This window comes from Ancylobacter defluvii, from assembly GCF_018390605.1.
GTDB lineage: Bacteria > Pseudomonadota > Alphaproteobacteria > Rhizobiales > Xanthobacteraceae > Ancylobacter > Ancylobacter defluvii.
The window spans coordinates 226102-249829 of record NZ_JAHBGD010000002.1; the positions used below are offsets into that span (position 1 = coordinate 226102).

A 23728-nucleotide genomic window follows, 5' to 3' on the forward strand; every position below is an offset into this window, starting at 1 on the left:
TCCCCACGCCGCCGCTTGATCGATCGACCCGGCGCAAATGATTTTGACTCTTCAAACATCATACGTATGATGTTTGCCATGACACTTTACCACGATACGCTTGCTCGACTGGGCAAGGACATCTGCGCCGGGATCTACCCTCCCGGTCAGGTGATTCCTGCCGAGCCGGTCTTGTGTGTCCAGCTCGGCGTCAGCCGCATCGTGCTCCGCGAGGCAATCAAGGGGCTGGCATCGAAGGGCATGGTCGAGGTGCGCCGCCGCACCGGCACCGTGGTCCTGGAGCAGAGCCGCTGGAGCCTGCTCGACCCGGAAGTCATGATCTGGCGCGCCGACGTCACCGGCGTCGACCTGACGCTCGGCACCGACATCATGGAACTGCGCCGCATCGTCGAGCCGGCGGCAGCCCGGCTGGCCGCCGAACGGGCGAATGCGGAGGAAGTCGCCGCCATCCGGGCCGCCTATGAGGTCATGGCGGCGGCGGTCGCCGGCGAAGGCGATTACGCGACCGCCGACGTCGCCTTCCACAAATCCATCATCCGCGCCTGCGCCAATCCGTTCGTGACCCAGTTGCAGAGCGTGATGTCCACGGTGCTGCACATCTGCTTCGAGCGTGTGGCGGCCCTGCCGGGCGGCCGGGTGCGTTCGCTGCCGCTGCATCGCCATGTCTGCGAGGCGATCGAACAGCGCCGCCCGTCTGACGCGGAGAAGGCGGTGATCGCACTGCTCGACGACGCGCAGCGCGACCTGCGCGCCGTGCTTCGCGTCGACAACCGGACGCTCGCGACCCCCAACCTGCCTGATGCGACGGACAAACCATCTTCCGCGCAACGAGCCATTCAAGAGCTCGGCCAGGAAACTCAAAAAAGTCATGAGGAGAAACGCCATGGCAAACTATTCTCGCCGTAGCCTCGCTGCGGCGCTTGCCGCCTTCACCGTGCTTTCGGCCGTCGCCATCACACCCGGCGATGCCCAGGAGGTGAAAACCACCCGCCTCGGCCATTCCTTCGCCGACAGCCATCCGCGCGCGGAGGCCATGAAGTTCTTCGCCGCCGAGGTCGAGAAGCGGACCGACGGCAAGATCAAGGTCGCGGTGTACGGCAACGCCGTGCTGGGCTCGGAAGAGAAGATGCTGATCGCCGCCCAGTCGGGCACGGTCGATTTCTACATGGGCGCCCTGTCGCCTCTCGCCGCCCGGCAGAAGAAGCTGCAGATCTTCGACTTCCCCTTCCTGTTCGCGACAGACGCGGAGGCCGCCGCGGTGCTGGACGGCCCGAGGGGCCGCCAGTTGCTCGACGATCTGTCGCCGCTGAACCTGCACGGCCTGGTCTGGTCGGGCGGCGCGTTCCGCAACATGTCCAATAGCCGCCGCCCGCTGAATGCCCTCGCGGACATGAAGGGCCTCAAGGTTCGGGTGATGCAGAGCCCGATGGCGCTGGCGAGCTTCAATGCCATGGGCATGAACGCGGTGCCGATGGCCTTCACCGAGGTCTACACCGCGCTGGAGACCCGGGCGCTCGACGGCTACGAGCATCCCGTCGTCGATATGTACGCCAACAAGATGTACGAGGTGCAGAAGTACCTCACCATCACCAACCATGTGTACACCCCGGTGGTGCTGGTCACCTCCGCCAAGTTCTGGAACAGCCTGACACCCGAGCAGCAGGCGGCCGTCGAGAAGGCCGCCGAGGAGACCCGCGGCTTCCAGCGCGCCGCGGAGCTGCGCCAGGCGGGACAGGCCATCGACGAACTCAAGGACAGCGGCATGCAGATTACCGAGATGCCGCCTGCCGAGCTCGACAAGATCCGCGCCGCGATCCAGCCGGTGCTCGACAAGAACACCGACACCATCGGCCGCGACTTCGTCGAGGCATTCTACGCCGACATCCGCAAGTTCCGTCAGCCCAACTGAAACGCGGCCGGTGCGCGCCGGCCGGCCGAATTCCGGCCGGCGGCACCGCCATGAACCCTTGTGCATCCCATGAAAATCACCGCCATCGAGACCATCCGCGTCGCGGAATTCGCCAATCTGCTCTGGGTCCATGTCCACACCGACGAGGGCGTGGTCGGCCTGGGCGAGACCTTCTACGGTGCCGGCGCCGTCGAGGCGCATATCCACGACACGCTGGCCGGGCGCCTGCTCGGACGCGACCCGCTGCGCATCGAGGCGCTGAACCGGGAAATGGTCAACCTGCCGCTGGCACAGGCGTCGACCGGTGTGGAATATCGCGCGGCCTCGGCGATCGACTTCGCGCTGTGGGACATTTTCGGCAAGGTCTGCAACCAGCCGGTCCACCAGATGCTCGGCGGCCTCGCCCATGACAAGCTGCGGCTCTACAACACCTGTGCCGGCTACAAATATGTCCGCTCCATGAGCATCAAGCCGGTCTCGACATGGGGCATCGGCGAGAGCGAAGGTCCCTATGAGGATCTCGACGCCTTCATGAACCGCGCCGACGAGCTGGCCGAGAGCCTGCTCGACGAAGGCATCACGGCGATGAAGATCTGGCCGTTCGACCCCGCGGCGATCGAGACCGGCGGCAACCACATCAGCGCCGAGCAGATGAAGGCGGCCATCGTCCCGTTCGAGAAGATCCGCAAGGCGGTCGGCGACAAGATGGAGATCATGGTCGAGTTCCACTCGCTGTGGAACCTGCCGACCGCCAAGAAGATCGCCCGCGCCCTCGAGCCCTATGCACCGACCTGGTACGAGGACCCGATCCGCATGAACTCGCCGCAGGCGCTGGCGGAATATGCCCGCTCGACCGATGTGTGGGTCTGCGCCAGCGAGACGCTGGGGTCGCGCTTCGCCTATCAGGACTTCCTGAATGTCGATGCCATCGGGGTCGTCATGGTCGATCTGTGCTGGACCGGCGGACTCACCGAGGGCCGCAAGATCGCCGCGCAGGCCGACACCTATCACCGCCCCTTCGCGCCGCATGATTGCACCGGCCCGGTCGCCTTCGTGGCGGCGATCCATTGCTCGTTCAGCCAGCCCAACACGCTGATCCAGGAATCGGTGCGCGCCTTCTATCGCGGCTGGTACAATGAGCTCGTCACCGCCATGCCGCGCATCGAAAACGGCTACGCCTACCCGATGGAGGGCCCCGGCCTCGGCCTCGAGCTGAGGCCGGAGGTATTCAAGCGCGACGACCTCACCGTCCGTCGCAGCGCGCTCTGAGGGAGATGATCATGTCGCTCGCACTGTTTTCCCTTGAAGGCCGCACCGCCCTCGTCACCGGCTCCGCCCGCGGCCTCGGCTATGCCATCGCCCGCGGCCTCGGCCAGGCCGGCGCCCGCCTCATCCTCAACGGCACCAATGCCGGACGCACGGCCGCGGCGGCGGAGGCCCTCACCGCCGAAGGCCTCAGCGCAACGGCGCTCGCCTTCGACGTCGCCGACGACGCGGCGGTGCTCGCCGCCTTCGAACGCCTCGACGCCGAGGGCGTCGCCGTCGACATTCTGGTCAACAATGCCGGCATCCAGTTCCGCAAGCCGATGCTGGAGCTCGATCCGGCCGACTGGCGGCGGGTGGTGGACACCAACCTCACCAGCGCCTTCCTGATCGGCCGGGAGGCGGCGAAGCGCATGATCGCCCGCGGCACCGGCGGCAAGATCGTCAATATCGGCTCGCTGATGAGCGAAGTCGCCCGCCCGACGGTCGCGCCCTATACGGCCGCCAAGGGAGGGATCAAACTGCTCACCCGCTCCATGGCCGCGGAGTGGGCCGAGCACGGCATCCAGTCGAATGCCATCGGGCCCGGCTACATGGCGACCGACATGAACGAGGCGCTGATGAACGATCCGAAGTTCGACAGCTTCGTAAAAGGCCGCACGCCCACGCGGCGCTGGGGCCTGCCGGACGAACTCGTGGGAGCGGCGGTATTCCTCGCCTCCCCCGCCTCCAACTATGTGAACGGCCAGATCATCTATGTCGATGGAGGCATGCTGGCCGTCCTGTGACATCCGCGGCAGCCGCCGCGGAGTCATCAAGAAGAAAACACCAATATTACCAAGGAGAACCCCCATGAAGTCCCATCTTGGAATGCGCGTCGCCTACGCCGCCCTCTTCGCCGCCACCGCTCTCTTCGCCGCAGGCCCCGCTTCGGCAGAGATCAAGGCGAAGATCGGCCATGCCATGCCGGATTCGCACCCGCAGGCGGCGGCGATGATCAAGTTCGCCGAACTGGTCGGCACCTACACCAACGGCAACGTCAAGGTTCAGCCCTATCACGGCGCCGTGCTCGGCAGCGATGAGAAGCAGCTGCAGGCGACCCAGGCCGGCACTCAGGAATTCTACATCGGTACGCTGGCGCCGCTGTCGACCCGCGTGAAGGAAGTGCAGGTCTGGGATCTGCCCTTCATGTTCCAGAACACCAAGGAGGTCTATGCGGTCCTCGACGGTCCCTCTTCCAAGAAGATCTTCGAGAAGATCGAGCCCACCGGCCTCGTCGGCCTCACCTGGACCGGCATGGGCTTCCGCAACCTGTCGAACAGCCGGCACCCGGTGACCAAGCTCGACGACATTTCCGGGCTTAAGCTGCGTGTCATGGCCAATCCGGTGGCGCTCGACACCTGGAAGACCATTGGCGCCAATGCGACGCCGATGCCGTTCTCCGAGGTGTTCCCGGCGCTGGAGGTCAAGGCCATCGACGGCCAGGAGAACCCGCTGCTGCATATGTACGCCAACAAGATGCAGGAAGTGCAGAAGTACATCTCGCTGACCAACCACGTCTATACACCGGTGGCTCTGGTCGCCTCGAAGAAGTTCTGGGACAAGCTGACGCCGGCCGAGCAGGACGGCGTCCGCAAGGCGGCGGTCGAGGCCGGCCTGCTGCAGCGCCAGCTGCTCGACGCCGGCGACCGCGAGGTGATCGGCAAGTTCAAGGAAGCCGGCGTCGAGGTCGATGCCGTGCCGCCGGAGCAGCTCGCTCGCATCCAGGAGCAGGTGAAGCCGGTGGTCGCCAAGTTCAAGGGCCAGATCGGCGACGAGTTCGTCGACGGCTTCTATGCCGAGATTGCCAAGGTGCGCGCCGGCAACTGAGCGGTTGCGGAGCGGGCGGCCCTTCCCCGGCCGTCCGCTTCCACCGGCTTCCCGACCGCATGAAGTGGCGGCGCGATGCCATCGGCATCGTCGGCCGTTCTGCGCCGGCGCGTCCTGACCGCCAAAGCCGCCTCCCGTCTCCCAAGGTGTTCCGATGAATCAGCTGCTGAAGTCGGCGATCGCCGCGTTCTACCGGCTGCTCGAAGTCATCATGGTCCTTTGCATGGTGGTCATGCTGATCATGGTCTTCGGCAACGTGATGCTCAGGCTGTTCCTCAACAGCGGCATCGATCTTTCCGAGGAAATGCCGCGCTTCGCCTTTATCTGGCTGACCTTTCTCGGTGCCATCGTCGGACTGCACCGGCGGGCGCATCTCGGCGTCGACATGGTGGTGCGGGCGCTGCCGCTCATCGGGCGCAAGGTCTGCTGGGGCATCAGCCAGGCCATCATGCTCATCTGCGCCGGCTACATTCTCTACGGCACCTGGCTGCAGCACGAGATCATCGCCGGCAACGCCTCCCCGGTCGCCCAGATCTCCACGCTCTGGGTCTATGGCGTGAGCTACGTCACCGGCACCGCCATCGCCATCATCTGCATCGCCAACCTGGTCCGGCTGCTCCTCGGGATGGTCGAGGAGCACGAACTCATCGACGTCAACGAAGAGGGGATGTCGGAGATCCAGGAAGTTGAGCATGAGCTCGCCGAACAGATCGCGCGCAAGGGGAGCTGATCATGATCGTCTTCATTTTTGTCGGCTCCCTGCTCGCGCTCATGGCGCTCGGCATGCCGGTCGCCTTCGCGCTGATCGGCTGCGGCCTGGTCATGATGTTCTACATGGGCTTCACCGACCCGCAGATCATCATCCAGAACATGTGGGACGGCGCCAACTCGTTCCCGCTGCTCGCCGTGCCCTTCTTCATGCTGGCCGGCGAGTTCATGAATGCCGGCGGCATGACCCGGCGCATCATCACCATGGCGATGGCCTGGGTCGGGCACATTCGCGGCGGCCTTGGCTATGTGGCGGTGATGGCGGCGGTGATCATGGCGTCGCTGTCGGGCTCGGCGGTCGCCGATACCGCCGCACTCGCCTCGGTGCTGGTGCCGCTGATGCGCAACGCCGGCTACGACGTCAACCGTTCCTGCGGCCTCATCGCCTGCGGCGGCATCATCGCGCCGGTGATCCCGCCCTCCATCGGCCTGATCATCTTCGGCGTCACCGGCGGGGTGTCGATCACCAAGTTGTTCATCGCCGGCATCGTGCCGGGCGCACTGATGGGCCTGGCTATCATGCTGGCCTGGCGGTGGTGCATCCAGCGGGACAATCCGCGTACGGAGCCCAAGCGCAGCATGAAGGAGCGCCTCACGGAGACGCGTGATGCGTTCTGGGCGCTGCTGCTGCCGGTGGTGATCATCGGCGGACTGAAGTTCGGCATCTTCACTCCCACCGAGGCCGCGGTCATCGCCGCCGTCTACTCGCTGTTCGTCGGCGTGGTGATCTATCGCGAGATCAAGATCCGCGATCTGTTCCACCTGATCTACCGCGCGGCGGAAACCACCGCCGTCATCATGTTCCTGGTCGCCGCCGCCGGCGTGTCGGCCTGGCTGATCACCACCGCCGATATTCCCCAGCAGCTCGCCGAGATGGTTGCCCCGTTCATGGACAGCCCGATGCTGCTGACGGCGATCTTGATGATCCTGGTGCTCATCGTCGGCACGGCGCTCGACTTCACCCCGACGGTGTTGATCCTCACCCCGGTGCTGATGCCGGTGATCAAGCAGGCGGGCATCGATCCGGTCTATTTCGGCGTGCTGTTCATCATGAACAACGCGCTGGGGCTGGTGACGCCGCCCGTCGGCACGGTGCTCAACGTGGTGTGCGGCGTCGCCAAGGTGCCGATGAGCGGGGTGATCCGCGGGGTGCTGCCGTTCCTGATCGCCCAAACCATCGTGATGTTCCTGCTGGTGGTGTTCCCGCAGATCGTCATGTGGCCGCTGCAATGGATGACCCGCTGAGCGCGGGTCCTCCACCTCTCCCCTACACTCCCGGCAACTTTCGACCGAAGGACCCACCCCATGCGCGCCATCGTCATCCACGCCCCGCACGATCTGCGCATCGAGCCCATGCCGGCGCCGGCGCCAAGCCCAAACGAGGTGCTGGTGCGCATGGGCGCGGGCGGCATCTGCGGCTCGGACCTGCATTACTTCCATAATGGCGGCTTCGGCACCGTCCGGCTGAAGCAGCCCATGGTGCTCGGCCACGAAGTTGCCGGCACGGTGGCCGCGGTCGGATCGGCGGTCAGCCGCGTCGCGGTGGGCGATCGGGTGGCGGTCAATCCCTCCGGTCCCTGCGGCGCCTGCGAGTATTGCCGTCAGGGCTTGCGCAACCAGTGCCTCGACATGCGCTTCTACGGCAGCGCGATGCGCTTTCCGCATGTGCAGGGCGCCTTCCGCGAGGAGATGACCGTGCCGGAGGCCCAGGCGGTGAAGCTCGGCCCGGAGGTCGATCTCGCCCTCGCCGCCCTGTGCGAGCCTTTCGCGGTGGCGCTGCACGCCGTGGCCCAGGCCGGCGCGCTCGAGGGCAAGACGGTGCTGGTCTCCGGCTGCGGCCCGATCGGCTGCCTGGTGATCGCCGGCGTAAAGCTGGCCGGGGCCGCCGAGATCATCGCCACCGACATCGCGCCCGAGGCCTTGGCGATCGCCGCGCGTCTTGGCGCGACGCGCTGCGTCGACGTGTCGGGCGGCACCGGGGCGCTGGCCGACCTCGCCCGCGACAAGGGCCGTGTGGACGCCGCCCTGGAATGCTCCGGCAATGCCGCCGCGCTGTCGACCGCCATCGAGCTGGTGCGCCCGCGCGGCACCATCGTGCTGGTCGGCCTCGGCGGCGACCTGCCGCTGCCGATGAACAGCATCGTTGCCAAGGAACTCGACATAAAGGGCAGCTTCCGTTTCGACACGGAGTTCGCCCGCGCCGCCGAGCTCGTCTCGACCGGCGCGGTCGACCTGAGCCCGCTGCTGACCGGCAGCTTCCCGATCGAGGAGGCCGAGGCCGCCTTCGCCCTCGCCTCCGACCGCCGGCGGGCGATGAAGGTGCAGTTCCGCTTCGGGGCCTGACCGGCTCACGCCCGCCGGACCACCGGCTGACGGCGACCGTTACGCCGCTCGCCGCCGCAGCAGCGACGCTGCTATAGGATGCCGATTCACACCCCGGCCGCGACGTTGGTCCCGGCCCTCTTGAGGATGCGCGTATGGCGGCCCCCGACTTCATCGTGGTGATGGGCGTGTCCGGCTGCGGCAAGAGCGCGGTCGCCGAGGGGCTCGCCACCGCGCTTGCCGGCACCTTCATCGAGGCGGACCGCCTGCATAGCGCGGACAACGTCGAACGGATGCGACAGGGGATAGGCCTCACCGACGAGATGCGCTGGCCGTGGCTCGCGACCGTATGCGAGACGGCCAGGGCCGAGCCGAAGCGTCCGGTGGTGATCGCCTGTTCGGCGCTGAAGAGGAGCTATCGCGATTTTCTGCGCGAGCGGCTGGGCGCGGTGCGTTTCGTCTTCCTCGACGGCTCGCGCGAGGTCATCGCCGAGCGCATGCGCGCCCGCCCCGGCCACTTCGCCACCGTCTCGCTGCTCGACAGCCAGATTGCCACCCTGGAGCCGCCGGCACCGGACGAGGACGCGGTGCGGCTCTCTATCACCCTGTCGCTGTCCGACATCGTCGCCGAGGCGTGCAAGTCCCTGCTTCACCCGCAAGGTTTGCCGGGCTGACGCCGCGCACGCCGCGCCACCGCCGCCGCGAGGCTACGCGCCGAAGGCCGGACCGAGGCTTCCCGCGAAGCGTGCCGCCAGCCGCTCCCGCTTGAAAGCTTCCACCAGGAATTCCGCGAAGGCGCGGGTCTTCGCCGGCAGCAGCGAACGCGACGCGTAATAGAGCGAGATCGCTCCCGCATCGGCATACCAATACGGCAGCAGGCGGATAAGCGCGCCGCTCTCGAGATCCGGCAGCACGTCGGGCACCGCGAGCAGGGCGACGCCGAGCCCGAGCCGCGCCGCCTCGCGCATGGCCGCCGGATCGTTCACCACCACCTTCTCGCCCGGCAGGGCTCCCATTTCCGTGCCGTCGACATGGCGCATCGTCCAGCGGCGTATGCGGCCGGTGCGCAGCGAGCGCATGGCGATGCCGTCCAGCGCGGCGAGCCCGGCCGGATCCGTCGGCGCCACCCGGCCGGACATGTAGCCCGGCGAGGCCACGGCGACGACATGCGCCGGCGCCAGCGTCCGGGCGACGATGCCGGGCGCGAGATCGAAGCCGCCGCCGATCGCGGCGTCGTAGCCTTCGAGCACCAGATCGACCTGTCGGTTCTCGAAATGCCATTCGGGGCGAATGCGGGGATGGCGGGCGAGGAACTCCGGCAGCAGCGGCAGGATATGGGTTACGCCGAAGGTCGGCGGCAGGCTCACCTTGAGCACGCCGGCCGGCTCGGCGGTGCCGGCCCCCGCATCGGCGACGGCCGCCTGCAAGGCATCCAGATTGCCGCCGATGGCAAGCAGGAAGCGCTCCCCGGCCTCGGTCAGCGTCAGCTTGCGGGTGGAACGCTGGAACAGGCGGACACCGAGATTGCGCTCCAGCATCGCCACGTTGCGGCTCACCGCGGCCGGGGTGAGCGCCAGCCGGCGCGCCGCCGAGGAGAAGCTGCCAGCCTCCGCGCTGCGCACGAAGCTCTCCAGATTGGCCAGCGTTTCCATCTCGCCTTCAATGTTTCATTGAAAATGAAACAACTGAATACCGTCTAATCCAAACGAAATAAACCGCCGATCTTCTCTCCAACGACATTCGAACCGGAGCGAAGCTCATGACCATCTCCCTCCCCCTCGCCGGCAAGGCCGCCCTCGTCACCGGCGGCTCACGCTCGATCGGCGCCGCCATCGCCCGCCGGCTCGCCGCCGACGGCGCGTCCGTCGCCATCACCTACAATGCCTCGCCGGAGAAGGCCCGGCAGGTGGTCGCCGACATCGAAGCGGCCGGCGGCCGCGCCATCGCCATCGCGGCTGACGCCGGCGCGCCGGAAGCGGTACGCGCGGCGGTGACCCGCGCCATCGAAGCGTTCGGCGGCATCGACATCCTCGTCAACAATGCCGGGCTCGGCCTCGGCGGGCCGATCGAGGAGGTCTCCTTCGAGACCTATGAACGCATGATCGCGGTGAACGTCACCGGCGTCTTCGTCGCCACGCAGGAAGCCGCCCGCCACATGAAAGCCGGTGGGCGCATCATCCAGATCGGCTCGTCGATGACACGCTATGCCGCCTTCCCCACCGCCTCGCTCTACACGCTGACCAAGGGCGCCATCACCGGCTTCAACCGCTCGCTGGTGCGCGATCTCGGGCCGAAGGGCATCACCGTCAACACCGTGCATCCCGGCCCGACCGATACCGACATGAACCCGGCAGACGGCCCGGTCGCCCGGATCGTCGGTCCCGGCATGGCGGTCGGCCGCTACGGCCAGCCGCATGAGATCGCCGCGGTCGTCGCCTTCCTGGCGAGCCCGGACGCCGCCTTCGTCACCGGCGCCGACATCGTCGCCGATGGCGGCCTCACCGCCTGATCGCCCCCAAGACAATCGCCCCTAAGACATTCGCCCCCAAGCCAAAGGATCACCCCCATGCCCAGCATCGGCATCATCGGCGCCGGCCAGATCGGCCAGGCCTTCGCCACGGTCCTCGCCCGCCACGGCATTGCCGCCACCCTCGCCAACAGCCGCGGCCCTGCCAGCCTGCAACAGATCGTCGCCGCCATCGGTCCGGCCATCGCGGCCGGCACACGGGAAGAAGCGGCGTCCAAGGACATCGTCCTGGTCGCCGTCAACTGGTCGAAACTTCCCGCAGCCCTTGCCGGCTTGCCCGACTTCGGCGGGCGGATCGTGCTGGATGCCAATAACCCGATCGAGATGCCGCTGTTCAAGCCGGCCGAGCTCTATGGCCGCGCCTCCTCGGAAGTCTTTGCCGACCTTGTTCCGGGGGCCCGCGTGGTGAATGCGTTCAACCATCTGCCGCCGTCGCTGCTGACCGGCGACCCGCAGGCGGAGGGTGGCCGGCGGGTGCTGTTCTATTCGGGCGACGACGCCAACGCCAAGGCCGAGGTCGGTACGCTGATCGGCCAGCTCGGCTTTTTCGGCATCGATCTCGGCTCGCTCGCGGTGGGCGGCCGGCTGGTGCAGTTTCCCGGCGGCCCGCTGCCGGCGCTGAACCTCGTCCGGTTCGGCTGAGAAGCCGATCCACTCCGGCGACGCCTCGCCGGGGTGGATTCGGCCCGCCCCCGCCCGGCAGCCCTCGGCCTTCAAGAGGCAGAACGGCCTTCCAATGCAAACCAAGGGATGATCGGGCGATATCCCTCGATGAGGCATCGAAGCCAGCGGATAATGGGGTATCGGTCCCCGGCTGCTTAACCTGCCCCTCACGCCTGCAAGTCCCGGCGCGAGGGAGGAATGAGCCATGAATGCGCGGATGCTGACCGTCGTTGCCTTTTCCTGTGTCGTGGCCATCTGCGCGCTTACCGCGCGATCACCCGATGGGCGTGGTGAAATGTCGAGCGCCGGACATTCGAGGACGATGACGGAAATCGTGCTCTCGCAGATATCGGCGCCGCACCCCTGATCGCGCGATGCGTGGGGACGGCCCGTGTCGGCCGGCGTCCACCGATATACCGCCTATGAAATCATTTCACAGATGATGTGGACCTCAGGCCCATTATCACGACGGGCCCGCCGCCTTATCTGATGTCCATGCAGAACCGTCCCGCCATTGGTGCCATCGTGCAGCCGCACCGCCTCAAGCCCGCGTCGAGCACCCACTCGACGATGACGGGCGCACGCAGCGTGCCCGCACCGCGAAGGGCCGTCGCTTCCATCGAGGCAATGCCCGGCAATCGGCCGGCCTTCGCCATGATCGACGAAGCGCTGTTCGAGATCGTCCCGGCGTGTGACACGGACAAGGCGGCGATTGCCGCGTAACCATCCATCAGGAGCACTTGCATGCAGACCGTGTCCGTCAAGGGCGCCGAGATCCCCGCCCTCGGCTTCGGCGTCTTCCGCATGTCGGACGATGAAGTGGAACGGGTCGTCCCGGCAGCACTCGAAGCCGGCTTCACCCATTTCGACACCGCGCAGATCTATGGCAACGAAGCCGCGCTCGGCCGTGCGCTGCACGCCGCCGGCGCGCGCCGCGAGAACCTGTTCCTGACCACCAAGGTCTGGGTCGACAAGTACAGCCCCGAGCCGTTCGCGGCCTCCGTGACCGAGAGCCTCGACAAGCTGAAGGTCGACCAGGTGGATCTGCTGCTGCTGCACTGGCCCGGCGACAAGGTGGCGATTGCCGACCAGATCGCCATGCTGAACGCGGTGCAGGCCGCCGGCCGCACCCGCTTCATCGGCGTCAGCAACCAGAACGTCGCCCAGCTGCGCGAATCCGTGGCGCTGAGCGCCGCGCCGATCGTCACCAACCAGATCGAGCTTCACCCCTATCTCGATCAGCAGGCGATGGTGAAAGCCGCCGCCGCCTCGGGTGTCAGCCTCACCGCCTATTTCGGCATGGCCGATGGCGCCGTGCCGCGCGATGAACAGCTGTGCGCCATCGGCGCCAGGCACGGCAAGAGCGCCGCGCAGGTCGGGCTGCGCTGGCTGATCCAGCAGGGCTTCATCGCGCTGTCCAAGACGGCGAAGCCCGAGCGGGTGGCCGAAAACATCGCCATCTTCGACTTCGTCCTCAGCGACGAGGACATGGCGGCGATCGGGAAGCTCGCCCGCCCCGATGGCCGGCTGGTCAGCCCGCCCGGCCTGGCGCCGGCCTGGGACGCGTGAACGCGGCATAGAAGCAGGAAGCACGACATGGACGCCATAGCATCGGACGCACCGGCGCGAGCGCGCCGGAGCGGCGGCATCAACTGGCCGCTCCTCGCCCTCGCCATCGGCGCCTTCGGCATCGGCACCACGGAATTCGCCCCGATGGGGCTGCTGCCGGTCATCGCCGAGGGCGTCGACGTCTCGATCCCGACCGCCGGGCTGCTGGTCAGCGCCTACGCCATCGGCGTGATGGTCGGCGCGCCGGTGATGACGCTGGCCTTCAGCCGGTTCGGCAAGCGGACCGCGCTGATGCTGCTGATGGGCATCTTCACCGTCGGCAACCTGCTCTCGGCGCTGGCGCCGGGCTACACGACGCTGCTGCTTGCCCGCCTCGTCACCAGCCTCAACCATGGCGCCTTCTTCGGCCTCGGCGCCATCGTCGCGGCAAGCGTGGTGCCGAAGGAGAAGCAGGCCAGCGCGGTCGCCGCCATGTTCATGGGGCTGACCATCGCCAATATTGGCGGCGTGCCGGCGGCGACCTGGGTCGGCCAGCAGATCGGCTGGCGCATGGCGTTTGCCGGCACGGCCGTGCTGGGCCTGGTCGCCATCGCCTCGCTGTGGCTGGCGCTGCCGCGGGGAACGGCCGGCAAGCTGCCCGACGTGCGGCGCGAGCTCCGCGTGCTGACGCATCCGACCGTGCTGCTCGCCATGGCGACCACGGTGCTGGGCGCCGGCGCCATGTTCACGCTCTACACCTATGTCGCCCCGGTGCTGGCGGAGCTGACCGGCGCCTCGAACGCCTTCGTCACCCTCGCTTTGGTGCTGATCGGCGTCGGCTTCACCCTCGGCAACGGCCTCGGCGGCCGGTTGGCGGACTGGTCGCTCGACGGCGCGACGATGATCTTCCTCGCCGCGCTCGCCGCCATCATGGCGACGCTGCCGCTGCTGCTGACCAGCCATGTCGGCGCGGCGATCGGGCTGCTGGTCTGGGGCGCTGCCGCCTTCGCCATCGTCCCGCCGGTACAGATGCGGGTGATGCAGGCTGCCGCCGAAGCGCCCGGCCTCGCCTCCTCGATCAATGTCGGCGCCTTCAATCTCGGCAATGCGCTCGGCGCCGCGGTGGGCGGCGTCGTGATCAGCCTCGACCTCGGCTATCAGGCGGTGCCGGTCGCCGGCGGCCTGCTGGCGGCCGGCGGACTGGCGCTGGCATGGCTCGGCCGCGCCCGGCCCGCAACGCAGCCCTGCCGGGCGTGAGATGCACGACGTGACCTGCCGGATGGGTCAAACGATGATTTGACCTATCCGGCGCGCCGAGCAGGCGTATGATCGGCTCCTGAACTGCCGGGCGGAAAACGACCGGGCGGACAAACCGGGAGAGTTCTCATGCGCCTTGCCAAGGCGGTGCTCGCCACCTCCATCATGGCGGCCACGCTGCTGGTCGCCCTTTCCGCCGCCGGCTCGGCGCAGGAGGCGGGAGCCGACGCCACCTGGCAGGCGCTGAAGCCGGATATATTCGGCGAGCGCCCGGTGGCCGATGCCGGCCCGCTGGTGACGCTCACCGCGCCGATCCGTGCCGAGGACGCCGCCATGGTGCCGATCGAGATCGCCGTGGCGCTGCCGCCGGGTGATTCCCGCACGGTGGAGAAGCTCACCCTCATCGTCGACGAGAACCCCGCCCCTGTCGCCGCGACCTTCACCTTTGGCGGCGAGCGTCACGACCTCGCTCTCGCCACCCGCATCCGGGTGAACTCCTACAGCTATGTGCGGGCGGTGGCCCAGCTTTCGGACGGCTCGCTGCAAATGGCGCAGCGCTACGTCAAGGCATCGGGCGGCTGCTCGGCGCCGGCGATGAAGGACGAGGAAGCGGCGCTGAGGAATATCGGCCAGATGAAGATGCGGCTGGTCCAGCCGGGCCAGCTGGGCGACGCCACCAAGGCGAACCGGTTCGCCCGCGTCCAGCTGATGATCCGGCATCCCAACTATTCCGGGCTGCAGATGGACCAGATCACCCGGCTGTACATCCCGGCGAAATATGTCGACCGCATCGAGGTCAAGCAGGGCGACGCGCTCATCCTCTCGATGGAAGGCGGCATCTCGCTGAGCGAGGATCCCAATCTGCAATTCTCCTTCGAGCCGACCGGGCAGCAGATTCACGTCGATGCCGGCGACACCGACGGGCGTACCTTCGAAGGCGAATTGAAGCCCGCCGGCTGAGGCGCGCCCGCATCCGAAGTTGAACCGATTGCCTGTGCGCCTATGCGCCCGTGCGGTGGCTCGCCGGGCGGCATGACGGCGCGATGACCACGGTCATCCATGGTCTTGCGATGGGAACGGGATGCCGCGAGGGCTCCGGGCGAGCGTGGCCGCTCGATGCCACCCTGCTGACCCGCCTCGCGGGTCACCTTTCCGATATTGGACGAGACGAGCGCAGGCCGGCGCTCACGCTCGCTATCGGGCACCCGCCGACCGGCGACACCCGCCAGACCGACACCAGCCGGCCGCGTCGTTTCGGCTCACCGATGAAAGCCGCCGGTGCCGGCTTCAATAGAAGCAGGTCACCTCGGCCTCGGCCTGGGCGCGGCGCAGATCGGCGACCATGTCGCGGAACATGCCGGTCGTGCGGAAGACCTCGGCCTGCTGCCCGGCCACCTGGCCGACGCTGAGGATCGTCTCCGCTTCGACATATTTCTCATAGGGCAGGATGGTCGCGATGGTGTCGATCGAGCAGGAGCATTTCTCCAGCGCCGGCCTGGTCTGGCCGTTCGCCGCCATGCAGCCGAACACATAGTCGGCCCGCGCGACGGTGGGATAATCGCTGATGAAGCCGGGCGGCACGTTGGCGGACGGCGCCGGCCGGCTCACCCCGGCGGGGCCGACGAGAGCGCCGGCGGGATCGCCGACCGCCATCGCTCCCGGCGCGCGCGCCGCGGCCGGCGCTGGCGCACCTTCCTGGGCGAAGGCGGCGCCGGTGACGAGACACAGGCAAAGGCCGATCGCGGCCCCGGTCATAATGCGCATGGCCTTGCTCCCTTTCGTCGCCGTTGGCCGGCGTTCTGCGTCTTCCGGCCCCGCATGGCGGCGCGCGGGCCCGCTGCTCATTTCACCGCCGCGGGGGCGGCCGGGTCGGAAAGCGTCACATTGGTCTCGATGATGGCCTTGCCATCCGCCTGCGGCGTCACCACCCGCATCGCGTAGAGGCCGCCCGGCACCTCGTCCGAAAACAGGAATTCGTAGCGGCGGTTGATGATCTCCACCAGCTGCTGCTTGTGCGGGTCGTCGGCGAAGGGCGTCATGCTCATCTTCCAGCCGGCCACCGGCTTGCCGCCATAGTCGAAGCGGGTCGGCTCCACCGTCGCTTTGGCCAGCGCATCGCGCAGGCGGTTGCGGATATAGTACGGGCTGCCCTTGCTGAGATCGGTGATCTCCTTCGCCTCGCGCTCCAGCAGCACCAGCGTCAGCGGATTGCTGATCGCCGGAAATGGGCCGGCGCCGCGCTCCACCTCACCGCGACGGATATCCACCTTGGCGACCTGCTTGGAGGCATCCTCCTCCGCCGGCGCCACGGTGAGCTGCATGGTCTCGTCGAAGCTGTCGCCGAGATCCTTGCGCGCCGTGGTGTGGGTATAGTTGTAGGAGAGGCGGGTGCCGTTCGGCAGCTTGGCGAGATAGGGCGTCTCGAAAAACAGCTCGACCGGGCCCGGCTGGGCGATGGCCGCACCAGCCGGCAGCACGGCGGCACCGGCAAGCGCCGGCAGGACCGCGAGAACGGCGAGGCGGCGAAGCAGAAGGCGAGGAGACATCAGGCGCATGCGGGGCTCCGGAAGGCGTCACTGCGCCCGGTCGGGGGTCGAAAAGCGGCGATAGTCGTAGTCCACCACGCCGGCGGCGGCGTCGGCTTCCGCCAGCGCCAGCAGGTGGGCGTGCAGCGGTGATTTGTGGCAGGCGGGATCGGTCGCCGCCGCGTCGCCGGCAATCGCCATCGCCTGGCAGCGGCAGCCGCCCCAGTCCTTTTCCTTGCGCTCGCAGCTTTGGCAAAGCTCCGGCATCCAGTCGGTGCCGCGAAAGGCGTTGAAGGCCGGCGAGGCCTGCCAGATCTCGGCGAGGGAATGCTCGCGCACGTTCCAGAAATCGAGATCGGGAATGGTCTCGGCGGCGTGGCAGGGCAGCACCTTGCCGGAGGGGGTGACGTTCAGCGATTGCCGGCCCCAGCCATTCATGCAGGGCTTCGGATATTTCGCGTAATAGTCCGGCACCACCGCGTCGATGGTCAGCACGCCCTTAAGCCTTTCGCGCGCCGCCTCCACCACGTCGAGGGCGAGGAACACCTGATCGCGCGTCGGCATCAGCGCGCCGCGATTGCGCAGCGCCCAGCCATAATATTGCGCATGGGCGATCTCGATGCGCCGGGCGCCCAGCTTCAGCGCCAGCTCGATGAAATCGGGGATCTGGTGGATGTTGGCGCGGTGCACCACCGAATTGACGGTCAGCGGGATGCCCAGCCGGCGCACCTCGCCGGCCACCGCCAGCTTGCGCTCATGCGCGCCCTTGAAGTTGGAGACATGGTCGGTCACCTCCGCCGTCGCGCCCTGGAAGGACAGCTGCACGTGGTCGATGCCGGCCTCCGAGATCGCCTGCAGCCGCTCGGGCGTGACGCCGACGCCGGCGGTGATGAGGTTGGTGTACAGCCCCACCTTCACGCAATGGCGGATCATCTCCTCGAGATCGCGGCGGGCGGTCGGCTCGCCGCCGGACAGGTGGACCTGCAACACGCCGAGCCGGGCGGCCTCCTCGAAGACGCGCAGCCAGGTCTGGGTGTCCAGCTCGGCATTGCGGCGGTCGAGTTCGACCGGATTGGAGCAATAGGGGCACATCAGCGGGCAGCGATGCGTCAGCTCCGCCAGCATGCCATAGGGCACCGGCAGCGGCTGGGGAACCAGCGCCGCGGCCTCCGCCACCGTACGGGCCAGGACATTCACCACTTCGTTCATGGCCCCACCTCCACCATTCCCTTTTCGGCGAGGCCGGCGAGGAAGGCGTCGACATCGGCCGCGACACGCCCGCGCTCCACCGAAAAGGCGGCGATCAGGTCGTCGATGATGGCATCGATGCTGCGCTCGCCGTCGACGCGCTTCAGGATCTCCACCGCCACCGGATCGGGCTGCAATACCCGCTCGGGCGCCAGCAGCACCCATTGCCCGCGCGCCTCGTCATGGCGCAGCCGCACGCCGCGGGCGAGCCTCGGCACGCCGGTGGCGGGAAGCCGGGTGCTGGCGGTCTCCGCGGTCATTCAGGCCTCCTGCCTGGCGCGTGCCGCTTCCGGCACGAAGGCGCCGGGATAGGGCATGGCCGGATCGACATAGGCGAAATACAGCGCGTCGAGCTGAACCCACAGCACGTCGCATTTGAATTCCAGCGCCCGGATCGCCGCCTGCTGCTGCTCCGGCGTGCGGGCGTTGCGTTTGACGTAGTCGAGCGCGAAATCGGCATCGCGCGGCGCTTCGGTGAGGCGCTTGTCGAAATAGGCCAGCGTCTCCTTGGAGACGAAATCATAGTTCTTCAGCATGCCGGCGACACGCTCGCCGATGATGCCCGGCGAGAACATCTCCGTGAGCGAGGAGGCGATGGCCTCCAGCAGCGACTTGTCGCGCACGAAATGCACATAGGCCTCGACGGCGAAGCGGGTGGCGGGCAGCAGCCCGCGCAGCGACGTGACATAGTCGCGGTCGAGGCCGAGCCCGTCGGTCAGCTTCAGCCAGCGGGCAATGCCGCCCTCGCCTTCCCTGTCGCCGTCATGATCGATGATGCGCTGGCGCCAGGCCCGGCGCAGTTCCGGCTCCTCCATCCGAGCCAGGATGGACGAATCCTTCACCGGGATCATCGCCTGGTAAAAATAGCGGTTGAGCGCCCAGGCCTGTACCTGGCCGAAATTCAGTTCGCCGCCATGCAACAGCTTATGGAACGGATGCAGGCTGTGATAGCGGCGGCGGCCGACGTCGCGCAGCCGCGCCTCGAGTTCCTCCGGCGAGAGCAGCGTCGTCATGATGCGGTCTCCATCGTCGCGCCCGCCGGCACGACGTCCATGCCGTCCTCGGCGATTTCCCACCCTGCCGCCTCGGCGGCGCGACGCTCGGCCGAGCCCTCGATCAGCACCGGGTTGGTATTATTGATGTGCACGTAGATCTTGCGGCCGACATCCAGGTCGGCGAAGGCGGCAATCGAGCCGGCCGCGCCGGACATCGCCATGTGGCCCATGCGGGCGCCGGTCTTGCTGCCGACCCCGGCGCGGATCATCTCGTCGTCCTGCCACACCGTGCCGTCGAACAGCACCGCGTCGGCGCCGGCGATCCGGGCGGCGAGCGCCTCGGTCATCCGCGCGCAACCGGGAATGAACAGGAGGCGCGAGATACCGTCGCTGAGCTCGACTCCCACGGTCTGCTCGCCCTCCAGCGCGGTGGCGACCTCGCCGTGTGCGGCGATCTCGCCGGCCTCCAGATAGAGCGCGATCTTGCCGGGGACCGGAAAGAGCGACGCCGTCACGCCCGCGACCAGTTCGAACGGCGCATCGAGCCCGATATGGCGGCGCTCGACCAGCCCCGCGGCCAGCACGTCGAATACCGGATTGGCGCGCAACACGTCATGGATGGCCGCCGTCGCGTTGAGGGTGAAGGCCTGCCCCTCGCGAAGACTGAGCAGGCCGGCGACATGGTCGATGTCGGCATTGGTGAGCAGCACGGATGCCACCGGCGTGTGCCGGCGGCCATGTTGCGGCTGCAGGGCCGGCAAGGACTGGATCTGCGACAGTATTTCGGGCGCGCAATTGATCAGCGCCCACTGCTCGCCATCGGCGCTGACCGCTATGGAGGCCTGTGTCCGCCGCCTGACGCGCGGATCGCCCTCCCAGGCGAGAGCGCAGACCGGGCATCTGCAATTCCATTGCGGGAAGCCCCCGCCGGCCGCAGAGCCCAGAACCTTAAGCCGTAGGCGGGACGTGCCCTCTGGCATCTCGATGCCTTCCGATACGCGTCCCGCCTCCGGACGTCAGAAATCAGCCGGCATGTAGGCGTTGACTTCCAGGCCGACGCAGACTTCGACGATACGCGGGGTCGTCCAGGCCATTTTCACTTCCTCCATGTTATGGTCGCCTCTTTATACTTTCATAAGAAGTTTATAAGAGGCATTCGCCACATCATACTGTGACGACGACACTATTACTCTGATCACTCCGACATTCAACGTCAAGAAGAAGTCCGGAATTATTCTCGGGTCGACTGTATACCAGTCGCATTGCAGCGCAGCACATCCGATATCGAACCAATGATCAGCCGGGCTTGAGCTCCGATCTGGGATCGAACATGAAGCCGCGGCCGCGCACCGTCACGATGAGTTGCTCGCCGCTGGCCAGCACCTCGCCGAGCTTGTGCCGGAGATAGCCGACATAGACGTCGACGACATTCAGCGAAGCGCCGCCATGGCCGGCCCACAGCGCGGCGAAGATATCGGCACGGGCGAGCGGCTCGCCTTCATGGCGCATCAGCAGGGCGAGCAATTCCACTTCGCGCTCGGTCAGCCGCACCCGCGCCTCCCCCGCCTGGACCTGCCGCACCTCGAGATCGAGCGTGAGCGGGCCGGCGGTCAGCACCCGCGGCTCCTCCTCGCCGGAGCTGCGCCGCAGCGCCTGCACCTTCACCCGCGCCAGCAGCTCCTCGAAGGCGAACGGCTTGATGATGTAGTCGTCCGCCCCGGCGAGCAGCCCCTCGGTACGCTCGTTCACGCTGGAGCGGGCGGAAAGCATGATGATCGGCGCCGTCTGGCCGGCAGCCCGCAACGCCTTGCACACCTCGATGCCGGAGCGGCCCGGCAGCATCACGTCGAGGATGATCGCCTCCGGCACCTTGCCGTTGGCCGCGCGCAGCGCCAGGTCGCCATCGCCCACCAGCTCCACCTGGTAGCCCTCCGAGGCGAAGCCCCGCCGCAGCAGGGAGCCGATATCGGCATCGTCCTCGACGATCAGGATAGTCATTGGGCAGGCTCCAGCGTGACATGCGGCAGGACGGCGGGCAGGCGGATGGCGACGCAGGTTCCCGGAAGATCGCCACCGGCGCCAGCACTCCCTGCCTCCGGCGACAACGGCGCCAGCAGCGGCGTCTCGCCGTCGGCATGCGGGTCGCGCACCGGCGCGCCGCCGGCACTCTCGATGCCGATCGTGCCGCCATGCCGCTCGACGACCCATTTCGCAAGTGCGAGACCGATGCCGAAACCGCTGCCTTCCCCGCCGCCGCGCGCGCCGCGCCAGAACCGCTCGAAGACGTGCGGCAGCTCGTCGCGGGGGATGCCTTCGCCGCGGTCGCGCACCCGCAGGACGATCTCGCCGGCCTCCACGGCCGCTTCCAGCCGAATCGATCCGCCGGGGAACGAATGCCGGACCGCATTGGCGACCAGCCCCTCGATCACCTGCCGCAGCCATTCGCGGTCGGCTTCCACGGTCACCCCTGCCGCCTCCCCGCTCTCCAGCGTCAGCCGGCGGGCCGCAGCAACCGGCCGCATGCTCTCCGCCACCTCGGCGAACAGATCGGCGACCGCGACCGGCCGGCGTTCCAGCTCGATCTGCCCGGTCTCGGAGCGGGCGATGCGCAACAGGTCCTCGACCCGCCGGTGCAGCCGGCGTGCCCGCGCCTGGATCACCAGCAGCGCCGCGCGCATGTCGTCGGGCCTGGGGGCCGCCGGGCGCAGCGTGACCTCGGCCTCGCCGAGAATGACGGTCAGCGGGGTACGCAATTCATGGCTCACATCGGTGAAGAAGCGCCGGCGCGCCTGGTCGACATTCTCCAGCCGCTCATTGGCGGCGCGCAGCTCGGCGGTACGCGCATCGACGATTTCCTGCAGGTGCTGCTGGTCGGCGACGAGGCGGGCCTCGCGGCGGGCGAGTTGCATCGCCATGCGGTTGAAGCGCGCCATGGCGAGGCTGAGCTCGTCATGGCCGGTCACCGTCAGGCGCGTATCGGTGTGCCCCCGCGCCACGGCGGCGGCGGCGGCGGAGACGTCGGCCACGCGGCGGATGAGCGAGCGTCCGAGCCGGTGATAGATCAATGCCGCCAGGGCGAGCGCGAACACGACGCTGGCGATGCCCCAGCGCAGGGTCCGGGCGCGCAGCGCACGCACCGCCTCCTGCGCCGCCTGGGCGCTGGCCCGCTCCTCCTCGATCGCCTGGCCGAGCGGTGCGCCGAAGCCGGCGGCGAACACGTCGAGAGCGAGGCGCACCCCTACGGCGCGCTGCGGGGTGATCATCGCCACCTTCACCCGCTGGTCGAGCATCTCGAACTGCGCCCTGAGGCGCGCAATGGTGCGGCTGCGGGCCGCCATCAGGGTGCGCTGCTCCTCGTCGGTCAGCCGCGCCACGTCCTCGCCCAGCGCGGTCTCGAAACGGCGGAATGCTTCGCGCGCACGATCGCCCGCCGCCGGCAGGTTGCCGAGGCCGTCCGGCGCCTGCGCGGCCTGGAGCGCCACCAGCGCATAGTCACCGATGCGGCCGGAGAGGCCGGAGAGCAGCTCCAGCCGCTGCTGGGCGGAAACCAGCCGGTCGACCTCGGCATTGACCACGCCGAGCGCCGTCACCAGCGAGGCGGCCGAAACCGCCGTCACCAGCACCGCCACCGCGAGCAGCAGCGCCATCCGCGCGCGCAGCGAGGACATCCGCCCGCGCAGCGCGGCGAGGCGTTTCCGCAGCGGAAAGAAAGACAGGCGCAGCATTCAGGCGGCTTCCCGGATCGACGCTCCTCTTGCGAAGAGACCCGATGATTTCATGTCCGGCGAGGCAACGCACGCTGCGACGCAGCACGCGCGCCTTCACCTCATCCGGGCTGGCAGCCTCAGCTCTTCACGGCCTTCTTGCCGTCGTTCACGAAGTCGAGGCACTCGTCATATTCCTTTTCGCCGAGTTCGCGCTCGGCGCCCTTGAGTGCCTTGTTGATCTTGTCGAGCGTGGCCTTGGGCGGGCTCTTGGCCGCCTCGGCCTTGAGCAGCGCGATGCCGGCGGTGCAATCCTTGGCCTCGTCGGCCGAAGCCGGCAGCATCAGCCCGAGGCCGAAGGCCGCCGCCAATATGGCACCGGCGGCGACGCTGCGCGTGAATTTCTGCATGGTATCCTCCCCGATCGCCGGTCTGTGCCGGCGCTTTCGTTGCTCAAGCGGAATTGGCGGAACGTGCCGGCACGACGGCACCCGCGGCTACTTCACCGTCAGCGTGCCGTGCATGCCCTTGTCCTTCAGCCCCTCGATCCACCATTCAAAGGTGCCGGTGCGGATCGGCACGAATTCGAGCGCGATCGTGCCCGCATCGTCGAACTCGATGTGGTGCGGCGCGCCGTAGGGATGAATTTCGAGGTGGTTGATGACGATCTGGTTCATCCAGATGTTCCGGAAGAATTCCGGCGCCATGAACTTGTATTCCTTGCCGCCGTTGGACGTCACGTTGAGGCGGTAGGACTTGCCGCCTTCCATGGTGATTTCCTTCACCGGCACGGCGAAGTCGTTGCCGTTGGTGTCGCCCAGCACGATCTCCGGCAGATCCTGCCGGCCCTTGGCGAGATCCCCCGCCCGCGCGCCGGTGCCCGCCGGCAACAGGGCGGCGGCGGCGCCCAGCAAGGTGGCGAGAATCAAGCCCGTGCCGATGCGGCGGCGATGCCCGTCCCTCATAGGTTTCCTCCTGACGTTGTTTCTTGGCTTCGGCGCGCCATCGCCAGGCGGCAACGGCGATCCAAGCCGGGATTTCTTCCCGTCGGGGAGCCTATGTGCGGCAATTCTTCCTGTCTAGAACATTGATTCTTATGAATATTTTATGATTCTGAAGCACCGGCCGGA

General features: G+C 67.7%; 28 protein-coding genes. 16 read left to right on the top strand and 12 right to left on the bottom strand.

Annotation, left to right across the window (positions count from 1 at the left end; translation table 11 throughout):
* Positions 1 to 78: 78 nt before the first annotated feature.
* From KHC24_RS01020 to KHC24_RS01060, 9 genes are all read left to right on the top strand, one after another.
* Complete coding sequence (locus KHC24_RS01020; RefSeq protein WP_213358583.1) at positions 79 to 906, top strand: FadR/GntR family transcriptional regulator; 828 nt, start codon at positions 79 to 81, stop codon at positions 904 to 906.
* On the top strand, positions 884 to 1909 hold the full coding sequence (locus KHC24_RS01025; RefSeq protein WP_213358584.1) for a TRAP transporter substrate-binding protein: 1026 nt from the start codon (positions 884 to 886) through the stop codon (positions 1907 to 1909). The genes KHC24_RS01020 and KHC24_RS01025 overlap by 23 nt, the downstream gene beginning before the upstream one ends.
* Positions 1910 to 1978: 69 nt before the next feature.
* A complete protein-coding gene (locus tag KHC24_RS01030) occupies positions 1979 to 3178 on the top strand; it encodes a mandelate racemase/muconate lactonizing enzyme family protein (protein WP_213358585.1) in 1200 nt (399 codons plus the stop codon).
* 11 nt (positions 3179 to 3189) lie between these two features.
* A complete protein-coding gene (locus KHC24_RS01035; protein WP_213358586.1) occupies positions 3190 to 3960 on the top strand; it encodes an SDR family oxidoreductase in 771 nt (256 codons plus the stop codon).
* A gap of 64 nt (positions 3961 to 4024) precedes the next feature.
* On the top strand, positions 4025 to 5041 hold the full coding sequence (locus KHC24_RS01040) for a TRAP transporter substrate-binding protein (protein ID WP_213358587.1): 1017 nt from the start codon (positions 4025 to 4027) through the stop codon (positions 5039 to 5041).
* 154 nt (positions 5042 to 5195) lie between these two features.
* A complete protein-coding gene (locus KHC24_RS01045) occupies positions 5196 to 5771 on the top strand; it encodes a TRAP transporter small permease (RefSeq protein ID WP_213358588.1) in 576 nt (191 codons plus the stop codon).
* A 2-nt stretch (positions 5772 to 5773) separates the two neighbouring features.
* Entirely contained in the window at positions 5774 to 7054 is a 1281-nt protein-coding gene (locus KHC24_RS01050; RefSeq protein WP_213358589.1) for a TRAP transporter large permease, read from the top strand.
* Positions 7055 to 7114: 60 nt separating this feature from the next.
* Positions 7115 to 8152 (top strand): L-idonate 5-dehydrogenase, encoded by a 1038-nt coding sequence (locus KHC24_RS01055; protein WP_213358590.1) that lies wholly within the window; start codon positions 7115 to 7117, stop codon positions 8150 to 8152.
* A gap of 134 nt (positions 8153 to 8286) precedes the next feature.
* Positions 8287 to 8805, top strand: a complete 519-nt coding sequence (locus tag KHC24_RS01060; protein WP_213358591.1) for a gluconokinase — start codon at positions 8287 to 8289, stop codon at positions 8803 to 8805.
* Between the two features lie 33 nt (positions 8806 to 8838).
* Here KHC24_RS01060 and KHC24_RS01065 read toward each other — a convergent pair whose 3' ends face one another.
* Complete coding sequence (locus tag KHC24_RS01065) at positions 8839 to 9783, bottom strand: LysR family transcriptional regulator (protein WP_213358592.1); 945 nt, start codon at positions 9781 to 9783, stop codon at positions 8839 to 8841.
* A 107-nt stretch (positions 9784 to 9890) separates the two neighbouring features.
* On the opposite strand from KHC24_RS01065, the gene KHC24_RS01070 reads away from it, so the two are divergent.
* The 7 genes from KHC24_RS01070 (at position 9891) to KHC24_RS01100 (ending at position 15086) form a co-directional block, all read left to right on the top strand.
* Positions 9891 to 10640, top strand: coding sequence for an SDR family NAD(P)-dependent oxidoreductase (locus KHC24_RS01070; RefSeq protein WP_213358593.1), 750 nt, complete (start codon positions 9891 to 9893; stop codon positions 10638 to 10640).
* A 57-nt stretch (positions 10641 to 10697) separates the two neighbouring features.
* The gene (locus KHC24_RS01075; protein ID WP_213358594.1) at positions 10698 to 11300 is read left to right on the top strand and encodes an NADPH-dependent F420 reductase; all 603 of its coding nucleotides are present in this window, start codon (positions 10698 to 10700) and stop codon (positions 11298 to 11300) included.
* A gap of 226 nt (positions 11301 to 11526) precedes the next feature.
* Positions 11527 to 11688, top strand: a complete 162-nt coding sequence (locus KHC24_RS01080; protein WP_213358595.1) for a hypothetical protein — start codon at positions 11527 to 11529, stop codon at positions 11686 to 11688.
* A 128-nt stretch (positions 11689 to 11816) separates the two neighbouring features.
* Positions 11817 to 12044, top strand: a complete 228-nt coding sequence (locus KHC24_RS01085) for a hypothetical protein (protein WP_213358596.1) — start codon at positions 11817 to 11819, stop codon at positions 12042 to 12044.
* Between the two features lie 21 nt (positions 12045 to 12065).
* Positions 12066 to 12890: an aldo/keto reductase gene (locus KHC24_RS01090; RefSeq protein WP_213358597.1), complete on the top strand. Its 825-nt coding sequence runs from the start codon at positions 12066 to 12068 to the stop codon at positions 12888 to 12890.
* 27 nt (positions 12891 to 12917) lie between these two features.
* Positions 12918 to 14126 (top strand): MFS transporter, encoded by a 1209-nt coding sequence (locus KHC24_RS01095; protein ID WP_213358598.1) that lies wholly within the window; start codon positions 12918 to 12920, stop codon positions 14124 to 14126.
* 129 nt (positions 14127 to 14255) lie between these two features.
* Positions 14256 to 15086, top strand: a complete 831-nt coding sequence (locus tag KHC24_RS01100; RefSeq protein ID WP_213358599.1) for a quinoprotein dehydrogenase-associated SoxYZ-like carrier — start codon at positions 14256 to 14258, stop codon at positions 15084 to 15086.
* A gap of 327 nt (positions 15087 to 15413) precedes the next feature.
* Here KHC24_RS01100 and KHC24_RS01105 read toward each other — a convergent pair whose 3' ends face one another.
* The 11 genes from KHC24_RS01105 to KHC24_RS01150 form a co-directional block, all read right to left on the bottom strand.
* A complete protein-coding gene (locus tag KHC24_RS01105) occupies positions 15414 to 15779 on the bottom strand; it encodes a hypothetical protein (protein ID WP_213358853.1) in 366 nt (121 codons plus the stop codon).
* A 188-nt stretch (positions 15780 to 15967) separates the two neighbouring features.
* Positions 15968 to 16681: a hypothetical protein gene (locus KHC24_RS01110; protein ID WP_246545964.1), complete on the bottom strand. Its 714-nt coding sequence runs from the start codon at positions 16679 to 16681 to the stop codon at positions 15968 to 15970.
* Positions 16682 to 16699: 18 nt separating this feature from the next.
* Positions 16700 to 17860: a pyrroloquinoline quinone biosynthesis protein PqqE gene (pqqE, locus tag KHC24_RS01115; protein WP_213358600.1), complete on the bottom strand. Its 1161-nt coding sequence runs from the start codon at positions 17858 to 17860 to the stop codon at positions 16700 to 16702.
* The gene (pqqD, locus tag KHC24_RS24895; protein ID WP_246545966.1) at positions 17857 to 18159 is read right to left on the bottom strand and encodes a pyrroloquinoline quinone biosynthesis peptide chaperone PqqD; all 303 of its coding nucleotides are present in this window, start codon (positions 18157 to 18159) and stop codon (positions 17857 to 17859) included. The genes pqqE and pqqD overlap by 4 nt, the downstream gene beginning before the upstream one ends.
* Positions 18160 to 18912: a pyrroloquinoline-quinone synthase PqqC gene (gene pqqC, locus KHC24_RS01120; protein ID WP_246545967.1), complete on the bottom strand. Its 753-nt coding sequence runs from the start codon at positions 18910 to 18912 to the stop codon at positions 18160 to 18162.
* Complete coding sequence (gene pqqB / locus KHC24_RS01125; protein ID WP_213358601.1) at positions 18909 to 19874, bottom strand: pyrroloquinoline quinone biosynthesis protein PqqB; 966 nt, start codon at positions 19872 to 19874, stop codon at positions 18909 to 18911. The genes pqqC and pqqB overlap by 4 nt, the downstream gene beginning before the upstream one ends.
* A gap of 36 nt (positions 19875 to 19910) precedes the next feature.
* On the bottom strand, positions 19911 to 20003 hold the full coding sequence (gene pqqA / locus KHC24_RS01130) for a pyrroloquinoline quinone precursor peptide PqqA (RefSeq protein WP_246545969.1): 93 nt from the start codon (positions 20001 to 20003) through the stop codon (positions 19911 to 19913).
* 187 nt (positions 20004 to 20190) lie between these two features.
* Entirely contained in the window at positions 20191 to 20892 is a 702-nt protein-coding gene (locus tag KHC24_RS01135; RefSeq protein ID WP_213358602.1) for a response regulator transcription factor, read from the bottom strand.
* Complete coding sequence (locus KHC24_RS01140) at positions 20889 to 22619, bottom strand: sensor histidine kinase (protein WP_246545971.1); 1731 nt, start codon at positions 22617 to 22619, stop codon at positions 20889 to 20891. The genes KHC24_RS01135 and KHC24_RS01140 overlap by 4 nt, the downstream gene beginning before the upstream one ends.
* Positions 22620 to 22738: 119 nt before the next feature.
* On the bottom strand, positions 22739 to 23008 hold the full coding sequence (locus tag KHC24_RS01145; RefSeq protein WP_246545973.1) for a histidine kinase: 270 nt from the start codon (positions 23006 to 23008) through the stop codon (positions 22739 to 22741).
* Positions 23009 to 23095: 87 nt separating this feature from the next.
* Positions 23096 to 23563, bottom strand: coding sequence for a cupredoxin domain-containing protein (locus KHC24_RS01150; RefSeq protein ID WP_246545975.1), 468 nt, complete (start codon positions 23561 to 23563; stop codon positions 23096 to 23098).
* Positions 23564 to 23728: the final 165 nt, after the last annotated feature.

Bases quoted from the DNA above. Each gene is read 5' to 3' on its own strand.
- KHC24_RS01105 (WP_213358853.1), bottom strand. From the start codon at position 15,779: ATGGCGGTCGGCGATCCCGCCGGCGCTCTCGTCGGCCCCGCCGGGGTG.
- pqqD (WP_246545966.1), bottom strand. From the start codon at position 18,159: ATGACCGCGGAGACCGCCAGCACCCGGCTTCCCGCCACCGGCGTGCCG.
- KHC24_RS01045 (WP_213358588.1), top strand. From the start codon at position 5,196: ATGAATCAGCTGCTGAAGTCGGCGATCGCCGCGTTCTACCGGCTGCTC.
- KHC24_RS01025 (WP_213358584.1), top strand. From the start codon at position 884: ATGGCAAACTATTCTCGCCGTAGCCTCGCTGCGGCGCTTGCCGCCTTC.
- KHC24_RS01055 (WP_213358590.1), top strand. From the start codon at position 7,115: ATGCGCGCCATCGTCATCCACGCCCCGCACGATCTGCGCATCGAGCCC.
- KHC24_RS01040 (WP_213358587.1), top strand. From the start codon at position 4,025: ATGAAGTCCCATCTTGGAATGCGCGTCGCCTACGCCGCCCTCTTCGCC.
- KHC24_RS01065 (WP_213358592.1), bottom strand. From the start codon at position 9,783: ATGGAAACGCTGGCCAATCTGGAGAGCTTCGTGCGCAGCGCGGAGGCT.
- KHC24_RS01060 (WP_213358591.1), top strand. From the start codon at position 8,287: ATGGCGGCCCCCGACTTCATCGTGGTGATGGGCGTGTCCGGCTGCGGC.
- KHC24_RS01035 (WP_213358586.1), top strand. From the start codon at position 3,190: ATGTCGCTCGCACTGTTTTCCCTTGAAGGCCGCACCGCCCTCGTCACC.
- KHC24_RS01075 (WP_213358594.1), top strand. From the start codon at position 10,698: ATGCCCAGCATCGGCATCATCGGCGCCGGCCAGATCGGCCAGGCCTTC.
- KHC24_RS01095 (WP_213358598.1), top strand. From the start codon at position 12,918: ATGGACGCCATAGCATCGGACGCACCGGCGCGAGCGCGCCGGAGCGGC.
- KHC24_RS01085 (WP_213358596.1), top strand. From the start codon at position 11,817: ATGCAGAACCGTCCCGCCATTGGTGCCATCGTGCAGCCGCACCGCCTC.
- KHC24_RS01020 (WP_213358583.1), top strand. From the start codon at position 79: ATGACACTTTACCACGATACGCTTGCTCGACTGGGCAAGGACATCTGC.
- pqqB (WP_213358601.1), bottom strand. From the start codon at position 19,874: ATGCCAGAGGGCACGTCCCGCCTACGGCTTAAGGTTCTGGGCTCTGCG.
- pqqE (WP_213358600.1), bottom strand. From the start codon at position 17,860: ATGAACGAAGTGGTGAATGTCCTGGCCCGTACGGTGGCGGAGGCCGCG.
- KHC24_RS01050 (WP_213358589.1), top strand. From the start codon at position 5,774: ATGATCGTCTTCATTTTTGTCGGCTCCCTGCTCGCGCTCATGGCGCTC.
- KHC24_RS01070 (WP_213358593.1), top strand. From the start codon at position 9,891: ATGACCATCTCCCTCCCCCTCGCCGGCAAGGCCGCCCTCGTCACCGGC.
- KHC24_RS01090 (WP_213358597.1), top strand. From the start codon at position 12,066: ATGCAGACCGTGTCCGTCAAGGGCGCCGAGATCCCCGCCCTCGGCTTC.
- pqqA (WP_246545969.1), bottom strand. From the start codon at position 20,003: ATGGAGGAAGTGAAAATGGCCTGGACGACCCCGCGTATCGTCGAAGTC.
- KHC24_RS01140 (WP_246545971.1), bottom strand. From the start codon at position 22,619: ATGCTGCGCCTGTCTTTCTTTCCGCTGCGGAAACGCCTCGCCGCGCTG.
- KHC24_RS01110 (WP_246545964.1), bottom strand. From the start codon at position 16,681: ATGCGCCTGATGTCTCCTCGCCTTCTGCTTCGCCGCCTCGCCGTTCTC.
- KHC24_RS01030 (WP_213358585.1), top strand. From the start codon at position 1,979: ATGAAAATCACCGCCATCGAGACCATCCGCGTCGCGGAATTCGCCAAT.
- KHC24_RS01080 (WP_213358595.1), top strand. From the start codon at position 11,527: ATGAATGCGCGGATGCTGACCGTCGTTGCCTTTTCCTGTGTCGTGGCC.
- KHC24_RS01100 (WP_213358599.1), top strand. From the start codon at position 14,256: ATGCGCCTTGCCAAGGCGGTGCTCGCCACCTCCATCATGGCGGCCACG.
- KHC24_RS01150 (WP_246545975.1), bottom strand. From the start codon at position 23,563: ATGAGGGACGGGCATCGCCGCCGCATCGGCACGGGCTTGATTCTCGCC.
- KHC24_RS01135 (WP_213358602.1), bottom strand. From the start codon at position 20,892: ATGACTATCCTGATCGTCGAGGACGATGCCGATATCGGCTCCCTGCTG.
- pqqC (WP_246545967.1), bottom strand. From the start codon at position 18,912: ATGACGACGCTGCTCTCGCCGGAGGAACTCGAGGCGCGGCTGCGCGAC.
- KHC24_RS01145 (WP_246545973.1), bottom strand. From the start codon at position 23,008: ATGCAGAAATTCACGCGCAGCGTCGCCGCCGGTGCCATATTGGCGGCG.